Annotated in this window: 17 protein-coding genes and 1 pseudogene; 6 read left to right on the forward strand and 12 right to left on the reverse strand. The window is 65.2% G+C overall.

What is annotated here, in order from left to right:
* Positions 1-24 precede the first annotated feature (24 nt).
* The 4 genes and pseudogenes from QM701_RS03060 to rlmD form a co-directional block, all read right to left on the reverse strand.
* Entirely contained in the window at positions 25-570 is a 546-nt protein-coding gene (locus QM701_RS03060; protein ID WP_415169336.1) for a TRAP transporter small permease, read from the reverse strand.
* A 175-nt stretch (positions 571-745) separates the two neighbouring features.
* Positions 746-1,888 (reverse strand): annotated as a pseudogene (locus QM701_RS03065) (TRAP transporter large permease); the annotation flags it as partial.
* Between the two features lie 85 nt (positions 1,889-1,973).
* Positions 1,974-2,951, reverse strand: coding sequence for a TRAP transporter substrate-binding protein (locus QM701_RS03070; protein ID WP_415165624.1), 978 nt, complete (start codon positions 2,949-2,951; stop codon positions 1,974-1,976).
* A gap of 286 nt (positions 2,952-3,237) precedes the next feature.
* Positions 3,238-4,536: a 23S rRNA (uracil(1939)-C(5))-methyltransferase RlmD gene (gene rlmD, locus QM701_RS03075; protein WP_415165625.1), complete on the reverse strand. Its 1,299-nt coding sequence runs from the start codon at positions 4,534-4,536 to the stop codon at positions 3,238-3,240.
* 198 nt (positions 4,537-4,734) lie between these two features.
* On the opposite strand from rlmD, the gene QM701_RS03080 reads away from it, so the two are divergent.
* The gene (locus tag QM701_RS03080) at positions 4,735-5,952 is read left to right on the forward strand and encodes an EAL and HDOD domain-containing protein (protein WP_415165626.1); all 1,218 of its coding nucleotides are present in this window, start codon (positions 4,735-4,737) and stop codon (positions 5,950-5,952) included.
* An 11-nt stretch (positions 5,953-5,963) separates the two neighbouring features.
* Here the strand turns inward: QM701_RS03080 and QM701_RS03085 are convergent, their stop codons facing one another.
* From QM701_RS03085 to QM701_RS03110, 6 genes are all read right to left on the reverse strand, one after another.
* A complete protein-coding gene (locus QM701_RS03085) occupies positions 5,964-6,362 on the reverse strand; it encodes a GIY-YIG nuclease family protein (protein WP_415165627.1) in 399 nt (132 codons plus the stop codon).
* On the reverse strand, positions 6,316-6,960 hold the full coding sequence (locus QM701_RS03090) for an MBL fold metallo-hydrolase (RefSeq protein ID WP_415165628.1): 645 nt from the start codon (positions 6,958-6,960) through the stop codon (positions 6,316-6,318). The genes QM701_RS03085 and QM701_RS03090 overlap by 47 nt, the downstream gene beginning before the upstream one ends.
* A 95-nt stretch (positions 6,961-7,055) precedes the next feature.
* Complete coding sequence (locus tag QM701_RS03095) at positions 7,056-7,568, reverse strand: DUF2242 domain-containing protein (protein ID WP_415165629.1); 513 nt, start codon at positions 7,566-7,568, stop codon at positions 7,056-7,058.
* A 186-nt stretch (positions 7,569-7,754) separates the two neighbouring features.
* Positions 7,755-9,137 (reverse strand): DUF2325 domain-containing protein, encoded by a 1,383-nt coding sequence (locus tag QM701_RS03100; protein WP_415165630.1) that lies wholly within the window; start codon positions 9,135-9,137, stop codon positions 7,755-7,757.
* A gap of 11 nt (positions 9,138-9,148) precedes the next feature.
* The gene (locus QM701_RS03105; protein ID WP_415165631.1) at positions 9,149-9,577 is read right to left on the reverse strand and encodes a hypothetical protein; all 429 of its coding nucleotides are present in this window, start codon (positions 9,575-9,577) and stop codon (positions 9,149-9,151) included.
* Between the two features lie 316 nt (positions 9,578-9,893).
* Positions 9,894-11,138, reverse strand: coding sequence for a TIGR03862 family flavoprotein (locus QM701_RS03110; RefSeq protein WP_415165632.1), 1,245 nt, complete (start codon positions 11,136-11,138; stop codon positions 9,894-9,896).
* 320 nt (positions 11,139-11,458) lie between these two features.
* On the opposite strand from QM701_RS03110, the gene QM701_RS03115 reads away from it, so the two are divergent.
* The 4 genes from QM701_RS03115 (at position 11,459) to QM701_RS03130 (ending at position 23,230) form a co-directional block, all read left to right on the forward strand.
* A complete protein-coding gene (locus tag QM701_RS03115; RefSeq protein ID WP_415165633.1) occupies positions 11,459-20,395 on the forward strand; it encodes a hemagglutinin repeat-containing protein in 8,937 nt (2,978 codons plus the stop codon).
* 961 nt (positions 20,396-21,356) lie between these two features.
* Positions 21,357-21,671 carry a hypothetical protein gene (locus tag QM701_RS03120; RefSeq protein ID WP_415165634.1) on the forward strand — a complete coding sequence of 105 codons (315 nt, stop codon included), beginning with the start codon at positions 21,357-21,359 and terminating at the stop codon, positions 21,669-21,671.
* Positions 21,672-21,765: 94 nt separating this feature from the next.
* Positions 21,766-22,356, forward strand: coding sequence for a hypothetical protein (locus QM701_RS03125; RefSeq protein ID WP_415165635.1), 591 nt, complete (start codon positions 21,766-21,768; stop codon positions 22,354-22,356).
* 220 nt (positions 22,357-22,576) lie between these two features.
* The gene (locus QM701_RS03130; RefSeq protein ID WP_415165636.1) at positions 22,577-23,230 is read left to right on the forward strand and encodes a hypothetical protein; all 654 of its coding nucleotides are present in this window, start codon (positions 22,577-22,579) and stop codon (positions 23,228-23,230) included.
* A 181-nt stretch (positions 23,231-23,411) separates the two neighbouring features.
* Here QM701_RS03130 and QM701_RS03135 read toward each other — a convergent pair whose 3' ends face one another.
* Positions 23,412-23,726, reverse strand: coding sequence for a helix-turn-helix domain-containing protein (locus tag QM701_RS03135; protein ID WP_415165637.1), 315 nt, complete (start codon positions 23,724-23,726; stop codon positions 23,412-23,414).
* Entirely contained in the window at positions 23,713-24,063 is a 351-nt protein-coding gene (locus QM701_RS03140) for a type II toxin-antitoxin system RelE/ParE family toxin (RefSeq protein ID WP_415165638.1), read from the reverse strand. Before QM701_RS03140 ends, QM701_RS03135 begins: the two co-directional genes overlap by 14 nt.
* A gap of 349 nt (positions 24,064-24,412) precedes the next feature.
* Between QM701_RS03140 and QM701_RS03145 the strand changes: the two genes are divergently transcribed.
* Positions 24,413-25,279 (forward strand): glycerophosphodiester phosphodiesterase family protein, encoded by an 867-nt coding sequence (locus QM701_RS03145; RefSeq protein ID WP_415165639.1) that lies wholly within the window; start codon positions 24,413-24,415, stop codon positions 25,277-25,279.
* Positions 25,280-25,328 lie beyond the last annotated feature (49 nt).

The following is a 25,328-nucleotide window of genomic DNA, read 5'->3' on the forward strand; positions in this document are numbered from 1 at the left end:
TCAGGACCTTGATGCAGGTTTTCTTCACCAGGTGTTCAAGTCCTCCTTTTCCCGTCGCTCCACCTTCAGTTCGGGATTCAATATCCTGGCGAGTTCGACGTACATGTTCTTGATCGTGTAAACGAGCATGATGCCGCCGCAGATCGGCATGCACATGTAGAGCCATTTCTTGGACATGGCGAACGCCGTCGTCTGCTCGTCGGTGCCCAGGGTGAGGTCCAGCGAATACTTGAAGAAGATGGCGATGAAGAGCAGCGAGATCAGCTCGACGAACAGCCGGTAAGCGAAGCGGCCGCGCACGCCGGGGATGAACTTCGAGATCCAGTCGCCGACGCTGAAATGGTTGTGTTCCATCCAGACGACGGCCGCGCCGTAGAACACCAGCGCGGCGAACAGCAGTTCCAGCACTTCGTCGAACCAGTGCATCGACATGAACGGATAAAAGCGGACGATCATGCTCAGCGTCAGGATGACGGTCATGGCGACGAGCAGCAGGATGCAGAACCAGCGCATGATTTTCACCAGCGCCTTGTCGAACCGGGACAGCGCGTCGATTACGGTCTGTTTCATCTTTTTTCCTCGAATGTCGGATCAGTTGCCCGGCCCCATCAGCCAGTCCGGCACGCACAGCGCGATTTCCGGAACGAAGGCGCAGAGGATGGTCGTCAGCAGGATCGCCACCAGATGCGGCATGCTTTCGTACGCCAGCCGCCAGACCCCGATCTTGGCGAAGCTGTTCGACCGCGAACAGGCACATGCCCACCGGCGGCGTCATGTTGCCGATCATGATCAGCAGCGTCATCACCACGCCGAAGTTCACCATGTTGACGCCGTAGATCGGGCACAGCTTCATGAAGATCGGCAGGGTGATCAGGAAGATCGCGTTGCCGTCGATGAAGCAGCCGAGCACCAGGATGATGGCGATGACGATCCAGATGAAGCCGGCGGGCGTCGTCCCGAGGGACAGCAGCTGCGCGATCAGGGCGTCCGGGATGCGCTCGAAGATGACGAACCAGCCGAAGAAGTTGGCCGTGGCGATGATGAACATCAGGCCGCAGGTCTGCTTGATGGTGGTGAACAGCACGTCCGGCAGATCCTTCACCTTGAGGTCCCCGTAGTAGAAGCCCAGGCCCAGGGCGTACAGGGAAGCGACCACGGCCGCCTCGGTCGGCGTGAAGAAACCGGTGATCATGCCGCCGATGATGATGATCGGCGCCATCAGCGGCAGAAAGGCCCGCTTGGTCGCCACCCACAGCTTCGGCCAGTAGTCGCTCGACAGCGTGTCGCACGGCAGGCCGCGCGGTCCGGCCATGAGATAGATGGCGAGCATCATGGCTCCGCCCATCACCACGCCGGGCAGGCAGCCGGCGAGGAACAGCCGGGTGACCGACACGCTGGTGATCGCCCCGTAGAGCACGAAGGGAATCGACGGCGGAATCACCGGCCCGAGCGTCGAGGCGCCGACCACGATCGCGGCCGCGACGCCGTCCGGGTAGCCCGCACGCTTCATGGAGGCGTACTGCACGCGCCCCATGCCCGCCGCGTCGGCGATGGCCGAACCCGAGATGCCGGACATGATCATCGCCGCGACGATGCTCACCTGCCCGACGCCGCCCTTGATGTGCCCGACCAGCGCCCGCGCGAAACCGAACAGGCGGTCGGTGGTCCCGCCCGTGTTCATCAGGTTGCCGGCCAGGATGAAGAACGGAATCGCCAGCAGCGTGAAACCGGTCGTGCCGAAATACATGCGCTGCGGCAGCAGCGCCAGAAAATTCGCCTGCCCCTGGGCGACGAAGAAAATGACCGCCGTCAGGCCGATGGCCACGGCAATGGGCACGTCGATCATCAGCAACAGCAGCAGGACACCGAAAATGGCGAGGGTCAACATCAAAACTCTCCCGACGAGCTTCGCAAAAGGCGTGAAAAATGCGGGATGCCTTGAACGGGCATCCCGCTGGACCCGCGGCGGCGCCTTACTTGCCGCTCTTCTCCACGATGTCCATGAACCGCTTGAAGTTGTCGGCCCCCACGCGCGCCTTGACCTTGTCCCATGCCGGGCCCATCGCCGCCTTCCACGGACCGAGATCCGGCCGGGCGATGACGATGCCCTTGGTCGTTTCGAGGTCCTTGAGCTGCATGGCCTCGTTGTCGCGCAGCGTCTTGCGGGCCAGCCTGGCGGCGGCGGCCGATTCCTCGGCGACGATCTTCTGCTGCTCCGGCGTCAGCTTGTCCCAGCTCTTCTTATTGACCACGTGCACCATCGAACTGTAGGTGTAGTTGAGGATGGACATGTATTTCTGTGTCTCGTACAGCTTCAGGTCGTAGATCGTGCCGACGGGATTCTCCTGCCCGTCGACCACGCCCTGCTTCATCGCCATCACCAGCTCGGCGAAGGCGATCGTCACCGCGTTGCCGCCCGCCGCTTCCACGAACGCCTGATAGGCGAATGCCGGCGGCGTGCGGATCTTCATGCCCTTCAGATCGGCCGGCACGATGACCGGCTTCTTGGAGTTGGTCAGCTGGCGGAAACCCCATTCCCAATCGGAGATGTGCACCAGCCCTTTCTTCAGCAGCTCCGGCGCCGCCCAGGCCTTGAACTCTCCGTCGATGATCCGGTCGGCCATCGCGTAGTCCTTGAAGGCGAACGGCGTGCTGATCACGTCGTAGAACGGCAGGTGCTTGGCGATCTGGTCCTGCCCCGAGAGGCTCATGTTGACCGCGCCCAGCATCACCTGCTCCAGCACCTCGGGCGGCGAACCCAGCGCGTTGTTGCCGAACAGCGAAATCTTCACCTCGCCGTTGGTGCGCTTTTCGACGTTGGCCTTGAATTCCTTGGCGGCGATGCCGCACGGGTGGGTGTCCGAGGCAAAGTGCCCAAGCTTGAGCTCGACGGCCGCGTGCGCGCCCGTCGCCCCCAGGGCCATCAGAATCGCAAGTGCAAGTTTCTTCATGACCTTCCCCTCTCGTTGAAATCGTTGGAATCCATGCGGGGGCTGGCCCGCCGGATTCGTTTCAGGTGAATCTCGCGCGCAGCAGGAATGCCTTGGTAAGACCGCCTGACCATCTGACCACGATGAGGAGCATAAGGCTTATACGTACGGTGTCAAGTATTTTGGAACAACATTCCATTCCTGCACGACGGCCGGCCGGAAGCCGCCCGATACCTGGATCACGAAGAGAGGAAAAGCGCCTCGTCCGGCCGCCGACGCGCCGGACGAGCGTCCCGGAAAACCGCGGTCAGCCCTTCTCGAAAAGCGCGATGGATTCGACGTGGGACGTATTGGGGAACATGTTGACCACGCCCGCGCCGCTCAGGCGATAGCCCTTCTGATGCGCCAGGATCGCCGCGTCGCGCGCCAGCGTCGCCGGACTGCAGGAGACGTAGACGATACGGGGCGGCCCGTCCTCGCCGATGGCCTTGACCAGCTCGGCCGCGCCCTCGCGCGGCGGATCGATCAGCATCTTGTCGAAGCGGCCGAGCGCGGCGAGCGATTCCGGCGTCGTCTCGAAGAGGTTGGCGACGCTGTACTCGACCCGGTCCGCCAGCCCGTTGGCGGCGGCGTTCTCCGCGGCCCGGCGCACCAGTTCCGGACTGCCCTCGATGCCGACCACGCGCGCCCCGGAGCGCGCGATCGGCAGCGTGAAGTTGCCGAGGCCGCAGAACATGTTGACGATGCGCTCGCCCGGCTGCGGATCGAGCAGGGTCATCGCGCGGCGCACCAGCACGCGGTTGATCGCATGATTGACCTGGGTGAATTCGGTCGGCGAGAAAGCATGCTCGATGCCGTAATCCGGCAGCAGGTACGAGAGCCTGCGCTCGTCCAGCGGGTAGAAACGGTAAACCGAGGCCGGCCCCTTGGGCTGCAGGTAGAAGACGATGCCGTGCCGGTCGGCGAAATCGCGCAGCATGCCCTCGTCGGCGGCATTGATCGGTTCCAGGATGCGCAGCACCAGCGCCGTCATGGTTTCGCCGACGGCCACCTCGATCTGCGGCATGGCCGTGCTGATCGACAGCGCGGCGACCAGTTCGCGCAGCGGCACCAGCAGATCGGAAACGTGCGGCGGCAGGTTCGGACACTGCCGCATGTCGGCGACGTAGCTGCTCTTGCGCTCATGGAAGCCGATCAGCATGCCCCCCTTCTTCGGCACCAGGCGCGCCGACAGGCGGGCGCGGAAGCGGTAACCCCACGGCGCGCCGTGGATCGGCGCGTAGATCTGGCCCGCTACCAGGCGGCCGAGGTGCCACAGGTTGGCTTCCAGCAGGCGCTGCTTGGCCGCCACCTGTGCCGAGGCTTCGAGATGCTGCATGCTGCACCCGCCGCACACGCCGAAATGCGGGCACTTCGGTTCGACGCGGCTGGCCGAGGGCGTAACCACGCGATCGATGCGGGCGATCTCGTAGGTCGGCTTCTTCCTGTAGCAGGAATACTCGACGCGCTCGCCCGGCAGCCCGCCCTCGACGAAAACCGTCTTGCCTTCGAGCCGCGTGATCCCGCGCGCCTCATGATCGAGCGATTCAATGATTCCTGCCGGCATTTCGTGTCCCGAAAACCAAAAACGTGGAATTTTAACTTTCATCCGGATTTTCGCGAAAGGCGCGGAGGAAACCGCTCAACCGCGCGGTTTCGGCGAGCCTACAGTTTCCGGGCTAACTTCCGTTATAGGTTAAAATCCAGCAAAGATGGCCTTTCCGGCCCGGAACCCATCAGAGCATTCACGGTTCACTACCCCCAAATGCCAGCACCTTATTTCTTCTTCAGACCTCTTCTCGCCTCCGACCGCAGCTGGGCCGCCCTGGACTGGCAGCCGGAGTGCCCGGGCGAAACGGAATTCGCCGCGCTCGTCCAGTGTTTCGCCAATTCCGCCGCCGCGCCCCTGGCCCACGTGCTGCCGCTGGTCGTGCCGATCCAGGCCGAATTCGTCTTGCGCCACGAGTTTCTCGAAGCATTCAGAGGCGAGCCGATCACCTTCGTCCTGCCGGAATCCTGTCTTGCCGACGGGCCGGTCATCGAGCGCTGCAAGGAATTGCACAACCATGCCCGGCCGCTGGCGCTCCAGATCGACACCCCGGACGCCTTGCGCCGGGCGCCGCTCGCCGCCTTCAGCGCGGTTCGCTTCGACGCCGCGTTCGCCCGCCAGGAACTCTCCGCGAAGGAACTGGAGCACGCCTGTAACTGCGGTTTCAGGAAAATCGCCACGCGCGTCAACGCCTACGAGATGTTCGACTGGCTGACCAAAAAAGGCGTCGAGTGGTCGGACAGCCACTTCCTGACCACCCCCAACCCGCAATTCGGCAAGGAGCCCGACCTCACCCGCCTGAAACTGCTCAAGCTCCTGAATTTGGTCAAGCAGGACGGCGACACGCGCGAAATCGAAGCCATCTTCCGCGAGGAAGCCAAGCTCTCGTACAACCTGCTGCGCCTGGTCAACTCGGTCGCCGTCGGCGCGCGCACCAAGATCAGCAATTTCTCCCAGGCCATCGCCATCCTCGGCCGCCGCCAGCTGCAACGCTGGCTGCAGCTGCTGATCTACGCCAACAACCTGGCCGACGGCAATGCGCCGAATCCGCTGATGCAGCTGGCCGCCGCGCGCGGACGGCAGATGGAGCTGCTCAGCGCGGCCATCGACCCGATCCCCGACGTTCCCGAGCTGACCGACAATGCGTTCATGACGGGCCTGTTCTCCCTGCTCGACGTGCTCATCAACCTGCCGATGAGCGAAATCCTCAAGGAAATCCCGCTGCAGGACACGGTGATCGAGGCCCTGAGCAATCCCGCCGACGACGGGGTGCTCGGCCAGTTGCTGTCAGCGATCGCCAGCGGCGAAGCCGGCAATTTCGCGGCGGCCGCGCGCATCTTCTCCGAGCTGGGCATCGACCCGGCCGTGCATGCCAAGTCGCAGGTCACCGCCTACTACTGGGCCAGCCGGATCAACGTTGACAACCACGACTGACCGGCCCGCGGTCAGCCCACCCGCTTCAGGTGGCTGCCGCAGCCGGCCGAGCAGTCGCTGGCGCCGAAACCGGGTACCGGAATCCCGCCCGCGGTGCGCCGGTTGACCGGGCACTCGCCCTCGCCGAAGCGCCTGACCTCGCGTATCCGCACGCCCGGCGCGGCGAGCAGGTAATCGATGTGCCAGTGCATCTTCTTCGCGGGCGACAGGTGGCGCCGGATGCGCGCCTCGAAATTGCGCAGCGCGCTGCCGGTGTAGCAATAGAGGCCGGCGGCAAACTCGAACTCGCCCAATCGCCCGACGGCCACGCGCACCGGCGCGGCCACTTCGATCAGCAGCTGGTAGGTCCGGGCGGGGCCGCCTTCAGGACCAGTCGCTGCAGAAGGGATTGTTGAGCCGCTCTTCGCCAAAGGTTGACATCGGCCCGTGGCCGGAAATGAATGCGACGTCGTCGCCGAGCGGCCAGAGTTTCTGCCGGATGGAGGCGATCAGCGCGTCGAAATTCCCTTTCGGGAAGTCCGTGCGCCCCACCGAGCCGCGGAACAGCACGTCGCCGACCACCGCCAGCCGGGCGGCGTCGCTGAAAAAGACCACGTGGCCCGGCGTGTGGCCGGGGCAATGCAGGACCTGCATCTCGACCTGTCCGAAGCGGACCGTGTCGCCCTGCTTCAGCCAGCGGTCCGGCGTGAAGGAGCGGACGTCCGGGAAGCCAAAGGTCAGCGCCTGCTGCGGCATGCCGTCGATCCAGAAACGGTCGTCCTCGTGCGGACCTTCGACCGGCACCGCCAGCCGCTCGGCCAGTTCGGCGACGCCGCCGGCATGGTCGATGTGCCCGTGCGTGACCAGAATCCGCTCCACCTGCACGCCGCGCTTCTCGACCGCCGCCAGGATGCGGCGGATGTCGCCGCCCGGATCGACCACGGCGGCGCGCATCGTCTCGTCGCACCAGAGGAGCGAGCAGTTCTGTTCGAAGGGGGTGACCGGTACGATCTGGTAGTTCAGCGCCATGGCGGAAACGTGTCGAAAGGGAGTCGGCTGGAAAGTATAGCAAAGCGCGCTCCCGGCTCCCGGAACCGGCTTTCGCCGGCACGGCGGACGGCGCCTTACCCGTCGATTTCCTTGATCAGTTCGAACAGCCGCTTGTAGAAGTCCGCCGACGTCACCGTCTCCTCGCCCGACTGGACCAGCGTGTCCTTATCCACGAACCACGGCAGGGAGAGCGAACCCACGCCGGCCACGCTGAGGCCGCCGGAGCCCTGCGACTTCATGTGGTAATGCGTCTGCAGCGCGTTCGCGTAGATCACGGCGCCCAGGCTGCTGGGCAGGCAGACGAGCGTGATGGTCAGCTTGGTGGCCTGGTCGGACACCGGCTTGAAGTACTTCTCGCCCTTGATCGCCAGCGGCTTGCCGTCGTCGACCTGGTAGCCCTGGCTGAGCAGCGCGCGCTTGCCGACCTCGCACGCGCCTTCCGGCTTGCGGCTGCTGTAATACTCGAACGGCGTGTCGCGCACGAAGGATTCGTTTTCGTACACCCGCACCGACCCGCCCATGCCGCACGAGGCGAGCGACAGGCAAGATGCGGCGGCCAGCGCGACTGATCGAAAACGCCCGAACATGGTACGGCAGCGGAGAAAACCTGAAACCGCTATCTTAACCAAAAACCCCGAGGAAAACCGTCCGGACGCCCTCGCTTTCACGGCCGCCGGCAGCCCCGCCCGGCCGGCCGCGCGTGCCTCAGTCCTTTTTCTTCCGGCACGGACAGTTCTTGCAGGGCTTCGGCTTCTGACAACATTTCTTCTTGCTCATGCGCCACCTCCGGTTTCATCCCGCGCGGCCATGTCGCCCGCGCTTTTGTCGACGCTTTTGTTGACATTCCCGCCCGCTTCGCCGACGACGCGCCCGAAGCTCGCCGTGCCGGTGCTCTTGACGAACATGCACGGCTTGCCCGTGCGCTTGCATTGCTCCTTGACGCGCCAGTAGGCGTTGTGGCTGATGCAGCCGACCTGGCAGATGACGATGTCGGCCGCGGCCAGCGCGCCGTCGATGCGGTGCAGGCTCTCCTCCCGGCCGCCGTCGTGGTGCATGAAGCGTCCGCCCTGCCGCTCCACGACGCTGCGGTACGAATTGACGGCGCCCGAACGCCCGCCGACGCACAGCACGCATTTACCGAGTAGCTGGTTGCCGGCCGGCAGGTACGCCGCCTCGTCCGGCACGCCCGCATCGGGGTCCGGCTCCCGCACCAGCGTCTCGATGGTTTCTTCCGCGTAGGCGGCGAAATCGCGCAGGCGCGCGACCTCGTTCTCCAGGTTGGTTTCCCGCTCGCGCGCCGCCGACAGGCGTTCTTCCGTGTTGCGCAGACGGGCCTGCAGCCGCACGCGCTCATCGAGGTCCGGCAGCATCGCGCGCAGGCGCTCCATCTCGCCGCGCAGGCGTTCGACCGAGGCCTCCTGCGCCGACAGGTCGGCCTGCAGCGCGGAAATCCGCCGGTTGAGCCCGGCCGCCTCCCCGGCATGATCGGCGCGCAGCTGTTCGCAGCGCTTGCGCGCGGCCTCCGCCTCCTGCCGCAGCCGCCGGTTCTCCGCTTCGAGATTCTTCATGGCCTGCAGGTCGATGCGCGCGCCGGCGCCGACCTGGTGCTGGATCATGTGGATGTCGGCCTGGATCTCCTGTTCGAGTTCCCGGTCGCAGGCCGGGTGCGTGCAGGCGGCCCACAGGCCCGCCGGAATCTCGGTGCCGTGCCGGCACACCTCGCGCCACGCGGCGCGCAGCTCCGGCGCCGTCTTGCAGGCCGCCATGCGCCGGATCATCAGCGCGAAGCGCTTGTCCAGCAGGCGGTTGAACTGTTCCGACAGCGGACAGCGCTTGTCGCACACGCCGACGGCGATGGTATGCCACACGTAATCCGTGGTATCGGGCGGATAGTCGAGCGCCTTGCCGACCATCCGGCGCAGTTCGGCGACGTCGAAACATACGCCGATCAACGGACAGTGGTACTTGGCAGGCAGCTCCCAGAGGCGGCGGCGGCGCGAGGTCTTGGCCCCGTCACGCTGCGCATCGAACGGCTCTTTCGTCCGGCCCGGTTCGGCGGCGCCCTTGCCAAAGGCGCCGGCAACGGCAAGCTCGGCCTCGCTCCGGGCCGGGGCCATGGGCGCGGCGAACGCGCCGTAGCTGAGGATTCCGGTCATCGCGCCTCCGTTCACACGACGACCGTGGCCTGCTGCAGCCGGGCCATTTCCATGAGCAGCCCGTCGCGTTCGGACGCCATGCGGCTGCATTCCGAGTGCACCTCGCGCAGCGCCTTTTCGAGCGTGCCCACGCGCCGCAGCTCCTTCCTCAGCGCCTCGTTCTCCGCGCGGCTCTCCACCAGGCGGCGCGCCATTTCGATCAAGGGATCGTCGCTGCCCAGCGATTCCAGCCGCCGGCGATAGGCGGAATTCAGGTTCTCCAGCCGGGTCACCTCCGACGTCAGCGCGCAGATGCGCCGCGTGCTCTCCAGCGCCCCGCGATGCAGGCGCTCCCGGCAATCCCGCAAGGCCTGGCGCAGCGCCTGTATTTCCTCGGCGGCCGGCGCGGGCAGCGATCCGCATGGGCCGTCGGTCAGCAGACATTCGTCCGTTGCATGCATGTATCGATACCTCCACTTTCCCCGCCACCGCGCGGGTCCGCAAACGATGAGAACGATTCTCATGTTTAAGGGAAAAGTTGTCAAGGTTGTTGATAGCGGTTTTCAATAACGAACCGCCTGCACGTACCAGGACGAGATGTGCGCGAAACTCCGGACCGCCGGAAATGGATCGAGATGCAGAAAATGCTGACGGCGCAGGCCTTTAAGGAAACACTGGTTTATTGGTCACCCCGGCGCAGGCCAGGGTCCGGTTCGTTGGTTTTCCTGGATTCCGGCTTGCGCCGGAATGACGAATGCGGGATATTTCAGCGCCTGCTCAAGCGGCGCCGCGCCTGCCGAGCCAGCTGAGGACGCCTTCGGCCGCGCGGACTCCCGAAGCGAAGCATGCCGTCAGCAGGTAGCCGCCGGTCGGCGCCTCCCAGTCGAGCATTTCACCGGCGACGAAGACCCCGGGCAGCGCCTTGAGCATCAACCGCTCATCCAGGCCGTCGAAGCGCACGCCGCCCGCGCTGCTGATCGCCTCCTCGATCGGGCGCGCGGCCTGGACGGTGATCGGCAGCGACTTGAGGGCGCCTGCCAGCACGGCGCAATCCGCCAACTGTTCCTTGCCGAGCATCTCATGCAGCAGGGCCGACTTGACGCCGCCGATGCCCAGGCGGCTGCGCAAATGGCTGGACAGCGAACGCGATCCCCGGGGATGGCCGACTTCGGCCGACACCCGCCCGGCGCTCCAGGCGGGCAGCAGGTCCAGGTGGAACGTGGCGCTGCCGCGGGCGTTCAGGCAGTCGCGCAACGGCCTGGAGAATGCGTAAATCAATCCGCCCTCGACGCCGTGCTCGCTGATCGACATTTCGCCCTGCCTGCACTCGGTGCGCCCGTGCACGTCGGTGAAGGTCAGCGCCACCGATTTGACCGGCGCGCCGGCAAACCGGCGGCGCAGGTGTTCGCTCCACGGCACGTCGAAACCGCAGTTGGCGCTTTGCAGCGGCGCCACGCCGACACCCCGGTTCCGCAGCAGCGGCACCCAGGCGCCGTCCGATCCCAGCTTGGGCCAGCTCGCGCCGCCGAGCGCCAGCACGGTCGCGGCCGGCCTGATGGACAGCGGATCGCCGGGCCGGGACAGCCGCACCGCGCCGTCATCATCCCAGCCCAGCCAGCGGTGGCGGGCATGAAAGCGCACACCGGCCTCGCGCAGGCGGTGCAGCCAGGCGCGCAGCAGGGGCGCCGCCTTCATCTGCGTGGGAAACACGCGCCCCGAACTGCCCACGAAAGTCTCGATGCCCAAGCCGTGCGCCCAGTCGCGCAGGGCGGCCGGCGGAAAGCGGTCGAGCAGCGGCTGGAGATGAGCGCGGCGATCGCCGTAGCGGGAGCAGAAAAGCTCGTAGTCCTCGCCATGCGTGATGTTCAGGCCGCCGATCCCCGCCAGCAGGAATTTGCGCCCGACCGACGGCATCGCGTCGTACAGATCGACCCGGACACCGGCAGCGGCCAGCACTTCTGCGGCCATCAGCCCGGACGGGCCGCCGCCGATGACGGCAACCTGGACGGCACAATCAGTCATTCGATCAAAAACCAGGGATGAAAGGCCGCCAATCATATCCCGCCCGGCTCGGCCGAACGAGTCCACGGACGCCCCGGCCGCTTGCCCGATCGAAATCACCGGCCGTCCCTGCAAGACACGCGCTTCCGAATTCGGCAGAGGGTTGGAAACTTTACGTATTCCCTATGGTTGGATCAATATCCATAAAAAATACTCAATACAAGTCGCAAGAATTTGATGGCATAGTCCACAGCCATAAAAAATGACTCCAGGGCTCGTCACCGGACATCGACGCCGCAGCCCCTTTGCCATTCCTCACACCACGCCCCCAGGAGGCCACGATGAACCGAGCTCTGTACCGTCATGTATTCAACGAGAAGCGCGGGCAGGTGATGGCGGTGGCGGAGAGCGCGGTGGGGGATGGCAAGGGGACGGGGGCGGCCGGGCGGCATGGGGCGGGGACGGCACGCTGGGCGCGGCTGCGGCGGCTCGGGTTCTGCCTCCTGGTGGCCTTCGGCGGGGCGGCGGTGCTGCCGGCGGCGGCCCAGGTCGTCGCCTACAAGGCCGCCCCGGCCGCGCAGCAGGCGACGATCCTGTCGGCCGGCAACGGCGTGCCGCTCATCAACATCCAGACCCCGAGCGCGGCGGGCGTCTCGCACAACACCTATGGCCAGTTCGACGTCGGCGCCGCCGGCGCCATCCTCAACAATTCCAGGAACAACGTCGCCACCCAGCTCGGCGGCTGGGTCCAGGGCAACCCCTGGCTCGCCCGCGGCACCGCCCGCGTCATCCTCAACGAAGTCGTGTCCAGCACCCCCAGCCTGCTCGGCGGCTATATCGAAGTGGCCGGCGACCGCGCCCAGGTCGTCGTCGCCAACCCGGCCGGCGTCACCTGCGCGGGCTGCGGCTTCCTCAACGCCCACCGCGCCACGCTCACCACCGGCACCCCGCTCCTCTCCGCCGGTACCCTCGACGGCTACCGCGTCGAGGGCGGCACGCTGCGCATCGACGGCGCCGGGCTGGACGCGCGCGGCGCGGACTATACCGACCTCATCGCCCGCGCCGTCGAACTCAACGCCGGCGTGTGGGCGCAGACCGTGAAAGTCACCACCGGCGCCAACCGGGTCGATGCCGCGCACACGCAGGCCGTGCCGATTTCCGGCGCCGGCCCGGCCCCGGCCTTCGCCCTCGACGTCGCCCCGCTCGGCGGCATGTACGCCGGCAAGATCGTCCTCGTCGGCACCGAGGCCGGCGTCGGCGTGCGCAACGCCGGCACGCTCGCCGCCTCGGCGGGGGAGGTGCTGGTCACGGCGGAGGGGCAACTGATCAACCGCGGCACCGTGGTGAGCGGCGAGTCCTCCCTGACCGTCGCCACCCGGGGCCTGGACAACACCGGCACGCTGGCGAGCGACGGCAATCTGACCGTGGCGAGCCGGGGCGACATCGACAACAGCGGCCTGCTGCACGCCGGGCGGGAACTGGTCCTTGCCACCGACGGGCAGCTCGCCAACCGCCAGGGCACGCTCGACGGCCAGCGCCTCGACCTGACGGCCGGCGTCTTCCGCAACGACGGCAGCGTGCGCCAGAGCGGCACGCAGGCGCTCGCCCTCACCGCCGCGCATCTCGACAACGCTGCGGCCGGGGTGATCGGCCACCTTGCCGCTCCCTCCGAGGCTGGCGGCGGTACGCCTTCGGGCGGGGCCGGGAGCGGGTCCGGCGCCGGGACCGAAACCGGCGCCCTCGCCGGCGTCCCCACCGCCAGCACGGCGGGCGGCACGCTCGCCGTGGACACCGCCGTCCCGCTCCCGCTCGCCGACGGACGCATCGCCGTGGGCACCCTGGCCAACACCGGCACCCTCGTGGCCAGCGGCACGTTCGCCCTCACCGCCACCAAGGCCCTGGACAACGCCGGCACGCTCACCCTTGACCGACTCACCGCCACGGGCACCGCCTTCCGCAACTCGGGCACCGTCACCGCCACGGATGCCGCCCTCGCCGCCGCCACCCTCGACAATCGCGGCGGCGCCCTCTCCGTGAGCGGCCGGCTCGCCGTCGCCGCATACGACCTGCTCAACGTCCGGGGCACCTTCGACTACGCCGGCGCCGACGCCCTGACTCTCACCCTCGCCGGCCGCTTCGACAACACCGAAGGACGCTTCGCCAGCAACGGCCACGGCCTGTCCCTGAGCGCCGACACCGTCGACAACACCGGTGGCGTCCTCACCCTGGCCGGCGACGGCATGCTGACGCTGACGAGCGGACAGCTCATCAACGCCGCCGGGACGATCCAGGGCCAGGGCGCGGTCACCGTGCACGCGGGCACGGTGAACAATGCGGCGGGGGTTCTTGGCGCCCAAGGCGCCCTGGTGGTCACGGCGGCCGGACTGGACAACACCGGCGGCCGCATTACGAGCGAGCAGGGCGGCATGCTCACGGTCGCCGGCGCGCTCGACAACCGGGGCGGCACGCTCGCCAGCGGCCAGGCGCTGACCATTCAGTCCGCCACGCTCGACAACCGGACCGGCGGCCGGATCGTCGCCAACGACGCGCTCGCCGTCACCACCACGACGGGGCGGCTGGACAACGCCGGGGGCACGCTCTCCGCAGCGAAGGCGCTGACGGTCACGGCGCAGGGCGACGTGGCCAACGCCGCCGGCCAGCTCGTCGCCGGCACCGACCTCACGCTGCGCTCCGAGGGCGCGCTCGACAACACAGCCGGCACGCTCGGGGCGGTCGCCGGGCGGCTCGACCTCAGCGCGGGCGGCGTCGTGACCAACACCAGCGGGCGGCTCGAAGCGGCCACGGACCTCGTCCTGGCGAGCCAGGGCCTCGGCAATGCCGGCGGCACCGTGCTCGGCAAAACGCTCACCGTCGACACCCACGGGCAGGCGCTCGACAACACCCAGGGCGTCCTCGCCGCCGAAACCACCCTGCAGATCGACAGCGGCGCCCTCACCAACACCGGCGGGCTGCTCCAGGCCGGCGGCGCCCTGACCCTCGATACCCACGGCCAGGCGCTGACCAACCGCGACACCCTGGGCGAGAACCTCGGCATTCGGGGACAAGGCGCGGTCACGCTCACGACCGGGGCAATGGACAACGCCGCCGGCCTCGTCAGCGCCGGCGACGCGCTCGCGCTCACCGCCACGACCCTGGACAACCGGAAGGGCCGCCTCGTCGCCCAAGCTGGCATGCGCCTGGACGCCACCGCCGCCCTCGACAACCGGGACGGCGACATCCAGACGGCCGGGGACCTTGTCGCCCAGGCCACCGGCCGGATCGACAATCGCGGCGGCCTGATCCGCGCCGCCCAGACCCTCGCCCTCTCGGCGGCCACGGTCGACAACGCCGGCACCCTGGACACCGGCCACGGCCTCGAAGGCGGCAGCGTCGGCATCGCGGCCGGCACGCTCGCCAACGCCGGCGGCGCCGTGCGTGCCAACACCGCGCTGACCGTCACCAGCGCCGGCACGCTCGACAATACCGGCGGCCTGATCAGTTCGCAGGGAACGCTCGCCCTCCTCGACGACAGCGCCGACCGCACGCTCGCCGTCACCAACACCGGCGGCACCTTCCTCGCTGGCAGCGCCCTTGCGTTGCGCGCCAAACGGCTCTCCGGCGACGGCAATGTCCTCTCGCACGGCGATCTGGCACTCGATCTCGTGGCCGACCTCCTCAACACGGGCGACATCACCGCCGCCCGCGACCTGCACCTGACCACGGCCGGCACGGTGACCAACCGCGGCACCGTCCAGGCCGGCGAGGCGCTTGCCCTGCAGGCGGCCGCGCTGGACAACGCCGCCACCGGCACGCTCGCCGGCGGTGCCCTCGACGTGCGCGTCACCGGCGCCCTGACCAACCGCGGCCTGATCGACGGCGGCGAAACCGTCATCACCGCCGGCACGCTCGACAACCTCGGCACCGGCCGCCTCTACGGCGACCACCTGGCGATTGCCGCCGGCACGCTGAACAACCTCGCCGAAGGCGGCACGGCGCCGGTGATCGCCGCGCGCGACCGCCTCGACCTGGGCGTGGGCTCCCTTGCCAACCGCGACGGCGCACTGATCTTCTCCGCCCAGGACCTGGCCATCGGCGGCGGCCTCGACGCCGACCGCCACGCCAGCGGGCAGGCCACCGCCATCGACAACGCCAGCGCCACCCTTGAAGCCCTGGGCCATCTGGTCCTCGACACGGCGAGCCTGACCAACCGCAAGACCGCCTTCGCCACCGCGACGGTGCCGGACACCGCGCCGCCCGCCGGCGCCGCCCCGCTCGACTACGCGCCCGGCCTGCAGTTCCATTGGCCGATCAAGGAATCGAGCGCCGCGATCTGGCGCGACTACGTCCGCGACCGCTACCTCAACATCCTCGTCAAACTCCTCGGCGGCGGTCCCGACGCCGTCCTGGTCGCCCTCTACAACCCGGCGCCGGCCGACCCGGACGCCCCGGCCCCGGACCCCGACGTGCCTCCCGTCACGCCCTCCGTGCGCGACGACTTCGTCAATGTCTGGGGCGACCTGGCCGGCTACGCCGGCCCGCTCGGCGGCGGCCTCGACGCCGCCACCCGCGCCCGCCTCGTGGCCGCCGTCAACGCCCAGGACCCGCAGACGCTGGCCGACTCCCGCCGCATCTGGCAGATCCTCCTCGACACCCTGGCCGCCGAACGCCCCGCCGCCCTCGGCCAGCTGACCGCCGCGCTGGCGGCGCAGGGCGTGGCCTCGACGGCCTACTGGCAGACCTGCCGGGACATCTACGACGACTGCAGCTACATCGACAACACGGCCGCCACGACCACCGCCAGGCGCGACGTGGTCACCGCCGATTCGCCGTCCGCGGTGATCCGCGCCGGCGGCGCCATGGCCATCGCCGCCACCGCCCTGGAGAACCGCTACAGCCTCATCCAGTCCGGCGGCGACATGGTGCTGACCGGCGCCACGCTGACCAACGTCGGCGCCGAACTCTACCGGGTGACCGACACCACCGCGACCACCCAGGACTGGCACTGGGTCAACAACGCGAAGGATTCGTGGACCTCCGCCTCCAGCACGCAGACCCTGATCGGCAGCGTGCCCGGCCAGATCGTCGCCGGCGGTACGCTCACCGGCAGCTTCACCGGGCGCATCGACAACGTGACCGTCCGGCAGAACGCCGCGCCGGTCGTCGGCGCCACCGGCAGCTCGCCCGGAACGGCCGGCGCGGGCGGCGTCGGCCAGGCTGCCGGCGGCGCCGGCGCGGCCGATGCCGCAACCTCCGCCGGGCAGGCCGCGCCGCGCGTCAGCCAGGTGACCGCGGCCGGCGGCGCCAGCGGCCCGTCCGCTGTGGTCGCCACGGCCGAGCCGACGCTGGCGCTCCCCGCCAACCGGCTGTACCACACCAATCCGGCCAGCACCGGCGGCTACCTCGTCGAGACCGACCCGCAGTTCGCCAGCTACCGGTCCTGGCTCTCTTCCGATTATCTGCTCCAGGCCCTGGGCCTCGATCCGGCGCTGACCCAGAAGCGCCTGGGCGATGGTTTCTACGAGCAGCGCCTGATCACCGAGCAGATCGCCCAGCTCACCGGCCGGCGCTTCCTCGCCGGCTACGCCAGCGACGAGGAGCAATACCGCGCCCTGATGGCCGCCGGTGCCACCGTCGCCCAGGCCTGGCACCTCATCCCCGGCGTGGCGCTCTCCGAGGCGCAGATGGCCCAGCTCACCACCGACATCGTCTGGCTGGTCGAGAAGACCGTCACCCTCGCCGACGGCAGCACCCAGCGCGTGCTCGTGCCGCAGGTCTATGCCCGCGTGCGCGCGAACGATCTCGACTCCTCCGGCGCGCTGATCGCCGCCGAGAACCTCCAGCTCCAGACCGCCGGCGATCTCACCACCAGCGGCACGATCGCCGGCCGCCAGACCGTGGTGCTCACCGCCGGGAACATCGCCGTGCAGCGCGGCGCCGTGGCCGGGCGCGACGTGGCCCTGCAGGCCGCCACCGATCTTGCCGTGCTCGGCGGCACGGTCGAAGCCGAGCGTACCCTGATCGCCACCGCCGGCCGCGATCTCACCGTGGCGAGCAGCACCGTCGACCGGACGTACGCCCCCAGCGAAGGCCGGGCCGTGCACGCCGCCGTGCAGACCACGGTGATCGACCGCGTGGCCGGCCTCTACGTCACCGGCGAGGGCGGCACCCTGGTCGCCGCTGCCGGCCGCGACCTGTCCTTGCTCGCCGCGGCCGTGGCCAACGCCGCCTCAGCCGACTCGGGCGGCGCCACCCTCCTCTCCGCCGGCCGCGACCTCACCCTCGGCACCGTCACCGAAACCAGCGCAGCGTCCACCTCCAGCAAGGGCAACCGCTGGCGCCAGGACACGCGCACCGAGGTCGGCAGCACGCTCGCCGCGGCCGGCGACCTGACGCTGGCCGCCGGCAACGATCTCACTGCCCGCGCCGCTTCCGTCGTCGCCGGCGGCGCGCTCGCCGCCTCGGCCGGGCACGACCTCACCATCACCACCGGCGAGGCCGCCCTGTCCTCCGAAGCCTGGAGCAAGAGCAGCAAGAGCGGTTTCTTCGCCAAGCGCTCCAAGGAACGCCTCGACACCCTCGACGAAACCACCGCGATCGCCAGCACCTTCTCCGGCAACACCGTGGCGCTCGCCGCCGGCAACGACCTCACCGTCAAGGGCAGCAGCATCGTGGCGCAAGGCGACCTCACCGCCGTCGCGGGGCACGACCTGACGATCACCGCGGCGACCGAGCGGCGTGCGGAGACGCACTACCATAAGGAAACGGAAAGCGGCCTCTTCGGTTCCGGCGGCATCGGCGTCACCATCGGCAGCCGCATGCTCTCCACCGACCAGCGGAGCACCGCCACCACTGCCGTCGGCAGCACCCTCGGCAGCGTCGAGGGTAACGTCACCCTGGTCGCCGGCAACGCCTACACCCAAATCGGCAGCGAGGTCCTGGCGCCGGGCGGCGACATCGGCGTGCTGGCCAAGTCGATCGCCATCGAGGAAGCGCGCGAAACCTCGCACAGCTCCTACGAAATGAAAGCCAAGCAGTCGGGCCTCACGGTCGCCATCACCAGCCCGGTGATCAGCGCCGTCCAGACCATCGGCCAGATGGCCCAGGCCGCCAGCGACACCTCCGATGGCCGCATGCACGCCCTCGCCGCCGCCAGCGCCGGGCTGGCCGGCTATCAGGGCTACAAGGCCATCGAGACCGGACAGGGCAAGACGGTCACCCTGGACGACGGCACAGTCAAGACCAACCAGATGGACGTCTTCAACGACAAGGGCGAAGTCATCGGCACCCGCGACGCCACGGCCGGCGAACGGGCCGGCGGCATCAATCTCAGCCTCAGCCTCGGCACCAGCAAGAGCCACAGCATGAGCACCGCGACGAGCGACACGGCCGCCGGCAGCACGCTCGCCGCCGGCGGCAACGTCACACTGATCGCCACCGGCGGCGGCGCCGAATCGGATATCCGCATCCAGGGCGCCAAGGTCCTCGCCGGGCAGGACGTCACGCTGCTCGCCGACGATGCCATCGAACTCCTCGCCGCCCGCAACACCGCCAGCCAGACGAGCAAGAACAGTTCAAGCAGCGCCAGCGTCGGCGTCTCCATCGGCACCGACGGCCTCCTCTTCAACATCGGCGCCAGCCAGGGCAAAGGCAAGGCCAACGGCAGCGATCTGGCCTGGACCAACACCCACGTCCAGGCCGGTGAGACGCTCACCCTCGTCTCCGGCGGCGACACCACCCTCAAGGGCGCCGTGGCCGGCGGCAAACAGGTGATCGTCGAAGTCGGCGGCAACCTGCTCCTGGAAAGCCTGCAGGACCTGAGCATCTACGACAGCAAGCAGAGCAGCGCCGGCTTCACCCTGTCCATCGGCTACGGCAAAGTGAGCGGCTCGGTCTCGGCCAGCGGCAGCAAGGTGGAGAGTGATTACGCCAGCGTCACCGAGCAGACCGGACTGCTGGCCGGCGACGGCGGTTTTAACGTCACCGTCCGAGGCAACACCGACCTGAAAGGCGCGGACATCGCCAGTACTGATAAAGCCGCGGAGAACGGAAAAAATCAATTGACAACAGCCTCTCTGACTACGAGCGATATCCAAAACTGGGCCAAAACCGACGCCAGCAGCAGCGGTTTCACCGTCAGCACAGACATGTTTACGCAGGGCAAATACGGCATGGCAAAGGGCATTGTCAGCAATGCGCTGAACGATGCTGAGACTTCCGACAGCTCTCACGAACAAACGCGCGCGGCGGTCAGTGCGGCAACTGTTACTATCACGGACGAGGTTGCCCAGCAGCAACGTACCGGGCAAACGGCCGAGCAAGCGATAGCCGGGCTGAATCGAGACGTGGCAACGGCACATAACGCTGCCGAGCGGATCAATTACCAGAAGCTGGAGAAAACCGCCGAGGCAGAAAGGACGATCAAACAAGAGGCTGTTAAAGCCGCCACGCTATTCACCGACGAAGCTTATCGCACGTCATTCCTTGAAAAAGCGAGGATGTACAAAGTGTTGCGTAACTCGGAAAGCGGCGAAGTCATCCGGGGTGCGGATGGAAAACCGGTGATGGTCGAACTAACCGATGCTGAAAAATGGGCACTCAGGCCGGAACCTGGTGGCAAACTAAATATTTTCACTAACGGCATATTCAACGATACGGCAGCTGCAGCCGGCTATGCAGTCCAAATGAGCGAACTTCCACCCGGCCAAGATATATACTTGATGTATTACCCACAAGCCAGCAACGCTGTTTCCGAGTTGCTGGTGGCAGGCTACCAGAAATTCCTTGAAGGTAATGTCGGTGATCTGGCAAACGCGACGCAAGAGATCAAGAGGCTTATGGCGACCTATGGTGAGGACGGGCTGAATCTGGTTGCACACAGCCGAGGGGCAATGACAGTTGGTAATGCCATGGCGTCTTTGGCGAACGATCCTGGATCAGCCAGCATACTGACCAATACCAGCATCAAATTCGTTGGCCCCGCTTATAACACTCAGACTGCAGCCGACCTTCTGAATTGGTTGAGCAGTGGCAACGTTACCTCGGTCAGGCTACAAAATCATGCGGACGACTTTGTAGGAAGCTTTATTGGTGGCAATCAAGCAACGAATACGCAACGACCTGACGAAAGCAGTCGGCTGACTGAATGGTTCCGTATATTCGGCGAGGCCCCTACTGTGCATAGCTGTTATGGGACGATGGCAATCAACTCAGGGGGCTGCGGCAGACTATATGGTACACCTATGACAATCGAAGTTGAGGCCAAGACCATAAAACGATAAGAAGTAAAACAATGAAGCGAAGGCTGTCTTTTCTGTTACTGATTACGCTCTCCGCGTGCGGACAATATAGTGTCCGCAACATCGACAAACCTGTGCCGCGAAGTTATGAGGGCTGGCTAAATACTGACGGAAGTAACATGCATTGGGTGGAGGCTCGTCGAGCTCTGCTTGAATGCGGCGCACCTGCGCCAGATACAACTGGTTCTGTATACAAACAGGCGATGGGAATTACCGATCTTGATAACACTCTCACGCATTCTTTCATGGTTCAAGGCTGTATGGAGCAGTCTGGGCTACGGCAATGTTGGGGTACGCTCAAAGAGAGCTGCAATCTTTATCGCAGATATACAGCCTTCCCTGCGTGCCAACCCGGCACAGTCTTTCCTGAACGCAGCGTTGAGCGTCGTCTGAATAGTTGGTACTGCAAGATCAAGACGGATCGTGAGTATTGCCGCAAGCACGCATTCACGCCATCGACATGCGATGACCCCAAGAAAGACTACAATAATCCGCCTCCTGAGTGCCTGCCATGACTTTTCCTTTCCAAAGTATATCGCCATTTCTTCCAGTCCTTTTTGGCGTGGGCTGCCTTTGCAGCTGCGTAACAATGAGTGGCGACTACATCCTCACGGCGGTCAATGCCCGAGGCGAAGCAATCAAAGACACATTTCTTGCTCGAGGTCGGCATATTTATTCAACACGGAACGGTATCTGTGCTGCTCACCCCGGAGCCGTTGTCACTATTCGCCTCAAGGAAACCGGAGCAGAACTCGACGGCGAGAGTCCGTACCGATGTCGATAAGATGGGAATACCCATGCACAAGAAAGTCATTACTTCACTGTTTTTTTGATATCTCTTCAGACTGGATGTGCCAGTTACGACTATACGGATGCACCACCAACATTAGGTGTCCTGTACTCGAGATACGCGTACATTGGTTACCCTGGCGATATCAAATCGATGGACAAAATCGGCGTTGTCACGACGGATGGACTGATCAAGGTTGTAGCTGTCAACGGTCAGTCAACAATGCAACTGAGGAGATACCGGGAGCAAGGGTTCTACTCCGGCGGACGCTTTCAGTTACACCTGCTGCCCGGCAGATACGTACTGACTCTTGGGTTTCATGATGACCGGGGCTCGGGGACGGTTTCCTGGTCGGCAGGCAACGTCCTCAAGGCCGTGGAGATCAGGGAAAAGCAGGTCATTCACCTGGTCCTGTCCACTTCCGGACAGACGTGGACAGCGAAAGAGATGGACGGAAGCCGCGCATGAGACGCCATTGTCAGCGATTTTAACGAACTGTCCCGACAGCAAACGGCGGAATGAGTTGCCAAAATCTACTCACACTATGTTTTCCATAAACATAATGACTATCCCAAAGAAAATTGCCTCCTTGATATTGGTCGGCTTGATTACCACCGTTGCTCATGCACAATCACCAGGGCAGCCAGTAAGTCCAAAGCAGTCATTTTCCAGCAGCATCTTAAATATTCACGCTCCAGATTCTGAAGGTTGGATTATTACGGCCGTTGCGGGCAACGGCATCTCGTTCGGGAAAAAAGGAACCGTAAGCGGTGAGACGTATGGGGCGCAAGTAGTATTCTTTGAATTGCCTCTGACAACAGGTAACGAAGAATTTGTCAGCTTTGTCAAAAAGCGTATAGCTACAATGAATCCTCCTCCGCGCTTTCAAGAAACAGACTCCAATTATCACTATATCGAAGATCGTGGTTATCCATGTGTCGATGCTCGTATAAACCTTGATGACACCGCAGCGGTTACACCTACCGGCAGGGAGCAACTTAAGTTACAGGTCATTTCCCTCTATTGTCGCCATCCAGAGCAACAACAAGTTGGTTTTTTTGCTGCATATTCTCACCGCGGGAAGGTGGCTGATGATCAAATCGAAAGCGCGGCAAAAAACTTCATAGAAACAATCAATGTTCCGAAAAAATAGAAGTAACTCGTCATTTTTCCAAAGGGATCGTAGTGATTTGATTTTCGGCCAACCTTGGTTCGCGGGTAATTGGATTTTCCAATTCACAACGCACCTTTGATTTCGCCTTGAAGTGGAAGAGTCGATGCACGCACCGATACACCGCTCCCGCGCCTGACGCCAGAACGCTTGCCCATCCGTTTGGTCTAAATGTATTTTCCAGCCATCCAGGAGGCCCGCCATGCATCGCTACCTCGTTCGTCGTTTTCTGACCTGTCTGTGGTTGAGCGTCCTTGCCGGCACCCTCCCCGCCCACGCGCAGACCCCGGCGCAACGCATCCGCGGCGACGTCGTGTCGCTAGATGGATCGACCCTGCGGGTCAGAACGACACAAGGCGAAACCGTGGCGCTGGAGGTGGCCGACAACGTCCGCCTGACGGCGGTCTCGCGCGCCGAGCGCTCGGCCATCGCGCCGGGCGTTTTTCTCGGCACCACCGCCGTTCCGCAGGCGGACGGCACGCTCGCGGCCGTGGAAGTGCATATCTTCGCGGAATCCATGCGCGGGACGGGTGAAGGGCATCGCCCCATGGATTCGCCTGGCAATACCATGACCAATGCCACAGTCACGGGAGTGAGTGGTTCAGGCGGCAAGACCATGACCAACGCGACGGTAGCCGAGGGGGCGACCGGCCAGCGGATCATCCTGCAATACAAAGGCGGCGAAAAGACCGTGACGCTCGGCGCGGACGTTCCGATCGTCTTCCTTGAACCGGCCGACCGCAGCATGCTGGCCTCCGGCGCGCACGTCGTGCTGACGGCCACTGCGCAGGAAAATGGCAGGCTGCGCGCCGACCGGATCACGGTGGGTAAAGACGGTACGGTTCCACCGATGTAGCGCGGCATGCTTCGGACGAATCTCGCAGCCGCCGCTTGGAGATCACGGCGCGTGGCCGATTCGCCCCCAGAAGATGACAGGATCGAGCGCTTTTTTCTTTTGTCGTGGTCGAAGGAACCGACTACGCCATCGCTCTGACGATCAAGCGATCCTGGCAATTGCGATACATCGCGGACAGTAATCAGACCAATGCCAACCGCTCGACGGTATCCGGGAACTTCTCAACGAGGCGGATCAAAAGCACAGCCTGTGCATTCGGTTTGGCTCGACCTTGCTCCCAATTCTCCAACGTCCTGGGATTGGTACGCAGGTAGTGGGCAAATACCGGACGTGACAAGTGAAGGCGCTCGCGCAAGGAAATCAACTCTGCGGCTGTAACGTCGGGAACCGGCTGCATCTCGACCTTGTGAGTACGCAACGTCCGCTTGCCGGCGCGCGCATCGGCCAGAGCGTCAAAACCTTCAGCAATCTCAGCAAACAAATTACGCTTTTTCATCCCGTCTCACCTCCAACTCCGCTTTCAACATCCGCTTCAGCGCCTTCTTCTCGTCGGCGCTCAAGTTCTCCATTTCGTCCTTGTCGTACAGAGTGAATAGCCAAAATTGTCGGCCGCCATCCCACCAGTAATAAATCACGCGCAATCCGCCACGCTTACCTTTGCCGCGGCGTGGATCGCCATAGCGCATCTTGCGCAATCCGCCTGTTCCTTCGATCACCTCACCTGCTTCCGGGTTCATCAGCATTGATTGCTGTAGCCCACGTAATCCCTCATCGTCCAAGTAGTCCGCCCGGTATCTGGTGAATGCAGGCAGTTCGATAAATAAAGCTTTCATGCGCTAAATATACGTAAATTACGTATATTTATCAACATAAAGGAAGGCTATTAGCCAAAGCGGAACATCGGGCCGGATCACCCGGACGTTCGGCGAGCTCGCACTCAAGGCTCAGCGCCCAAGGCAGCCGCATGCCGACCATGCGAGTTCGGGGAGACCAGCGGATTGTCGTCGGAAGTTGGGCGATCGATCGGCGGGACCGGATACTGCCTTTTCGTCTGCTGGTGTCGGGACGGACGAGTTCAAGGGCAATCCAAGTCATTTTTCCGTAACGTGAAAGCAATAAAGTCACGGGGCACGGTACCTCATTCCCTGACGGTACCGCCTTCTGTCAGGAGGAATGAATCGGATGAAGACGTTGCTGGTTCTTGTCGGTGCTGCCTGTTTTTCCGCCGCCGTGTCCGCGGCCCCGTTGCGCATCGCGCATCGGGGCGGCACCGGCGATGCGCCCGAAAACACCGTGGTGGCCATCGAGCAATCCCTGCACAACGGCGCCGATGCCGTCTGGGTGACCGTTCAGTTGACCAAGGACGGTGTTCCCGTGCTCTATCGGCCGGCATCGCTCGATGCCTTGACCAACCTGCAAGGGCCGGTTTCGGGACGCACGGCAGCCGAACTGGTCCGGGCCGACGCGGGCTGGAAGACCGGCGGCGCGGACTCTCCGTGGCGCGGAAAAGGGATCGGCATCCCGACGCTGCAAGCCGTGTTAACGCAATTTCCGGACGTGCCCTTCTTCATCGACATCAAATCGCCCGACGCTGACCCAGCCGTTATGGCGCGCGCCTTGGCCGATGTATTGCAACGTACCGGAAGTCTGGCCCGCAGCCGGGTGTATTCGACCGATGCGCGCTATCTCGATGCTTTGCCGCACGAGGTGGCGCGATTCGAGAGCCGTGATCTGACACGTACCGTCCTGGCCCGGGTGGCGATGGCACACCAATGCGAACTGCTGCCGGCACAGGAAGGCGAACGCTGGTTCGGCCTGGAGATGAAGCGCGACGTCGAGGTCGTGGAAAAATACACGCTCGGCGAGGCGCGGTCCGCGGCCCAGCTGGTGTGGGATCAGGAGGCCATGGACTGCTTTCGCAGCAAGGGGGCTGCGCGCATCGTCCTGTTCGACGTCAACAGCGAAGCGGATTACCGCGCGGCCAAGACGCTCGGAGCGGACGCGGTGATGATCAATTCGCCTGCGCAGTTCCGCAGTATCGCCCGTTGAGCCGGTTCTGCCACGAACAGACGTGGCATCGCGGGCCGGCAACGGCACC

It is taken from the genome of Propionivibrio sp. (assembly GCF_047602565.1).
GTDB lineage: Bacteria > Pseudomonadota > Gammaproteobacteria > Burkholderiales > Rhodocyclaceae > Propionivibrio.

Bases quoted from the DNA above. Each gene is read 5' to 3' on its own strand.
- QM701_RS03145 (WP_415165639.1), top strand. From the start codon at position 24,413: ATGAAGACGTTGCTGGTTCTTGTCGGTGCTGCCTGTTTTTCCGCCGCC.
- QM701_RS03100 (WP_415165630.1), bottom strand. From the start codon at position 9,137: ATGACCGGAATCCTCAGCTACGGCGCGTTCGCCGCGCCCATGGCCCCG.
- QM701_RS03105 (WP_415165631.1), bottom strand. From the start codon at position 9,577: ATGCATGCAACGGACGAATGTCTGCTGACCGACGGCCCATGCGGATCG.
- QM701_RS03115 (WP_415165633.1), top strand. From the start codon at position 11,459: ATGAACCGAGCTCTGTACCGTCATGTATTCAACGAGAAGCGCGGGCAG.
- QM701_RS03110 (WP_415165632.1), bottom strand. From the start codon at position 11,138: ATGACTGATTGTGCCGTCCAGGTTGCCGTCATCGGCGGCGGCCCGTCC.
- QM701_RS03070 (WP_415165624.1), bottom strand. From the start codon at position 2,951: ATGAAGAAACTTGCACTTGCGATTCTGATGGCCCTGGGGGCGACGGGC.
- QM701_RS03135 (WP_415165637.1), bottom strand. From the start codon at position 23,726: ATGAAAAAGCGTAATTTGTTTGCTGAGATTGCTGAAGGTTTTGACGCT.
- QM701_RS03060 (WP_415169336.1), bottom strand. From the start codon at position 570: ATGAAACAGACCGTAATCGACGCGCTGTCCCGGTTCGACAAGGCGCTG.
- QM701_RS03090 (WP_415165628.1), bottom strand. From the start codon at position 6,960: ATGGCGCTGAACTACCAGATCGTACCGGTCACCCCCTTCGAACAGAAC.
- QM701_RS03080 (WP_415165626.1), top strand. From the start codon at position 4,735: ATGCCAGCACCTTATTTCTTCTTCAGACCTCTTCTCGCCTCCGACCGC.
- rlmD (WP_415165625.1), bottom strand. From the start codon at position 4,536: ATGCCGGCAGGAATCATTGAATCGCTCGATCATGAGGCGCGCGGGATC.
- QM701_RS03120 (WP_415165634.1), top strand. From the start codon at position 21,357: ATGGACAAAATCGGCGTTGTCACGACGGATGGACTGATCAAGGTTGTA.
- QM701_RS03125 (WP_415165635.1), top strand. From the start codon at position 21,766: ATGACTATCCCAAAGAAAATTGCCTCCTTGATATTGGTCGGCTTGATT.
- QM701_RS03095 (WP_415165629.1), bottom strand. From the start codon at position 7,568: ATGTTCGGGCGTTTTCGATCAGTCGCGCTGGCCGCCGCATCTTGCCTG.
- QM701_RS03130 (WP_415165636.1), top strand. From the start codon at position 22,577: ATGCATCGCTACCTCGTTCGTCGTTTTCTGACCTGTCTGTGGTTGAGC.
- QM701_RS03140 (WP_415165638.1), bottom strand. From the start codon at position 24,063: ATGAAAGCTTTATTTATCGAACTGCCTGCATTCACCAGATACCGGGCG.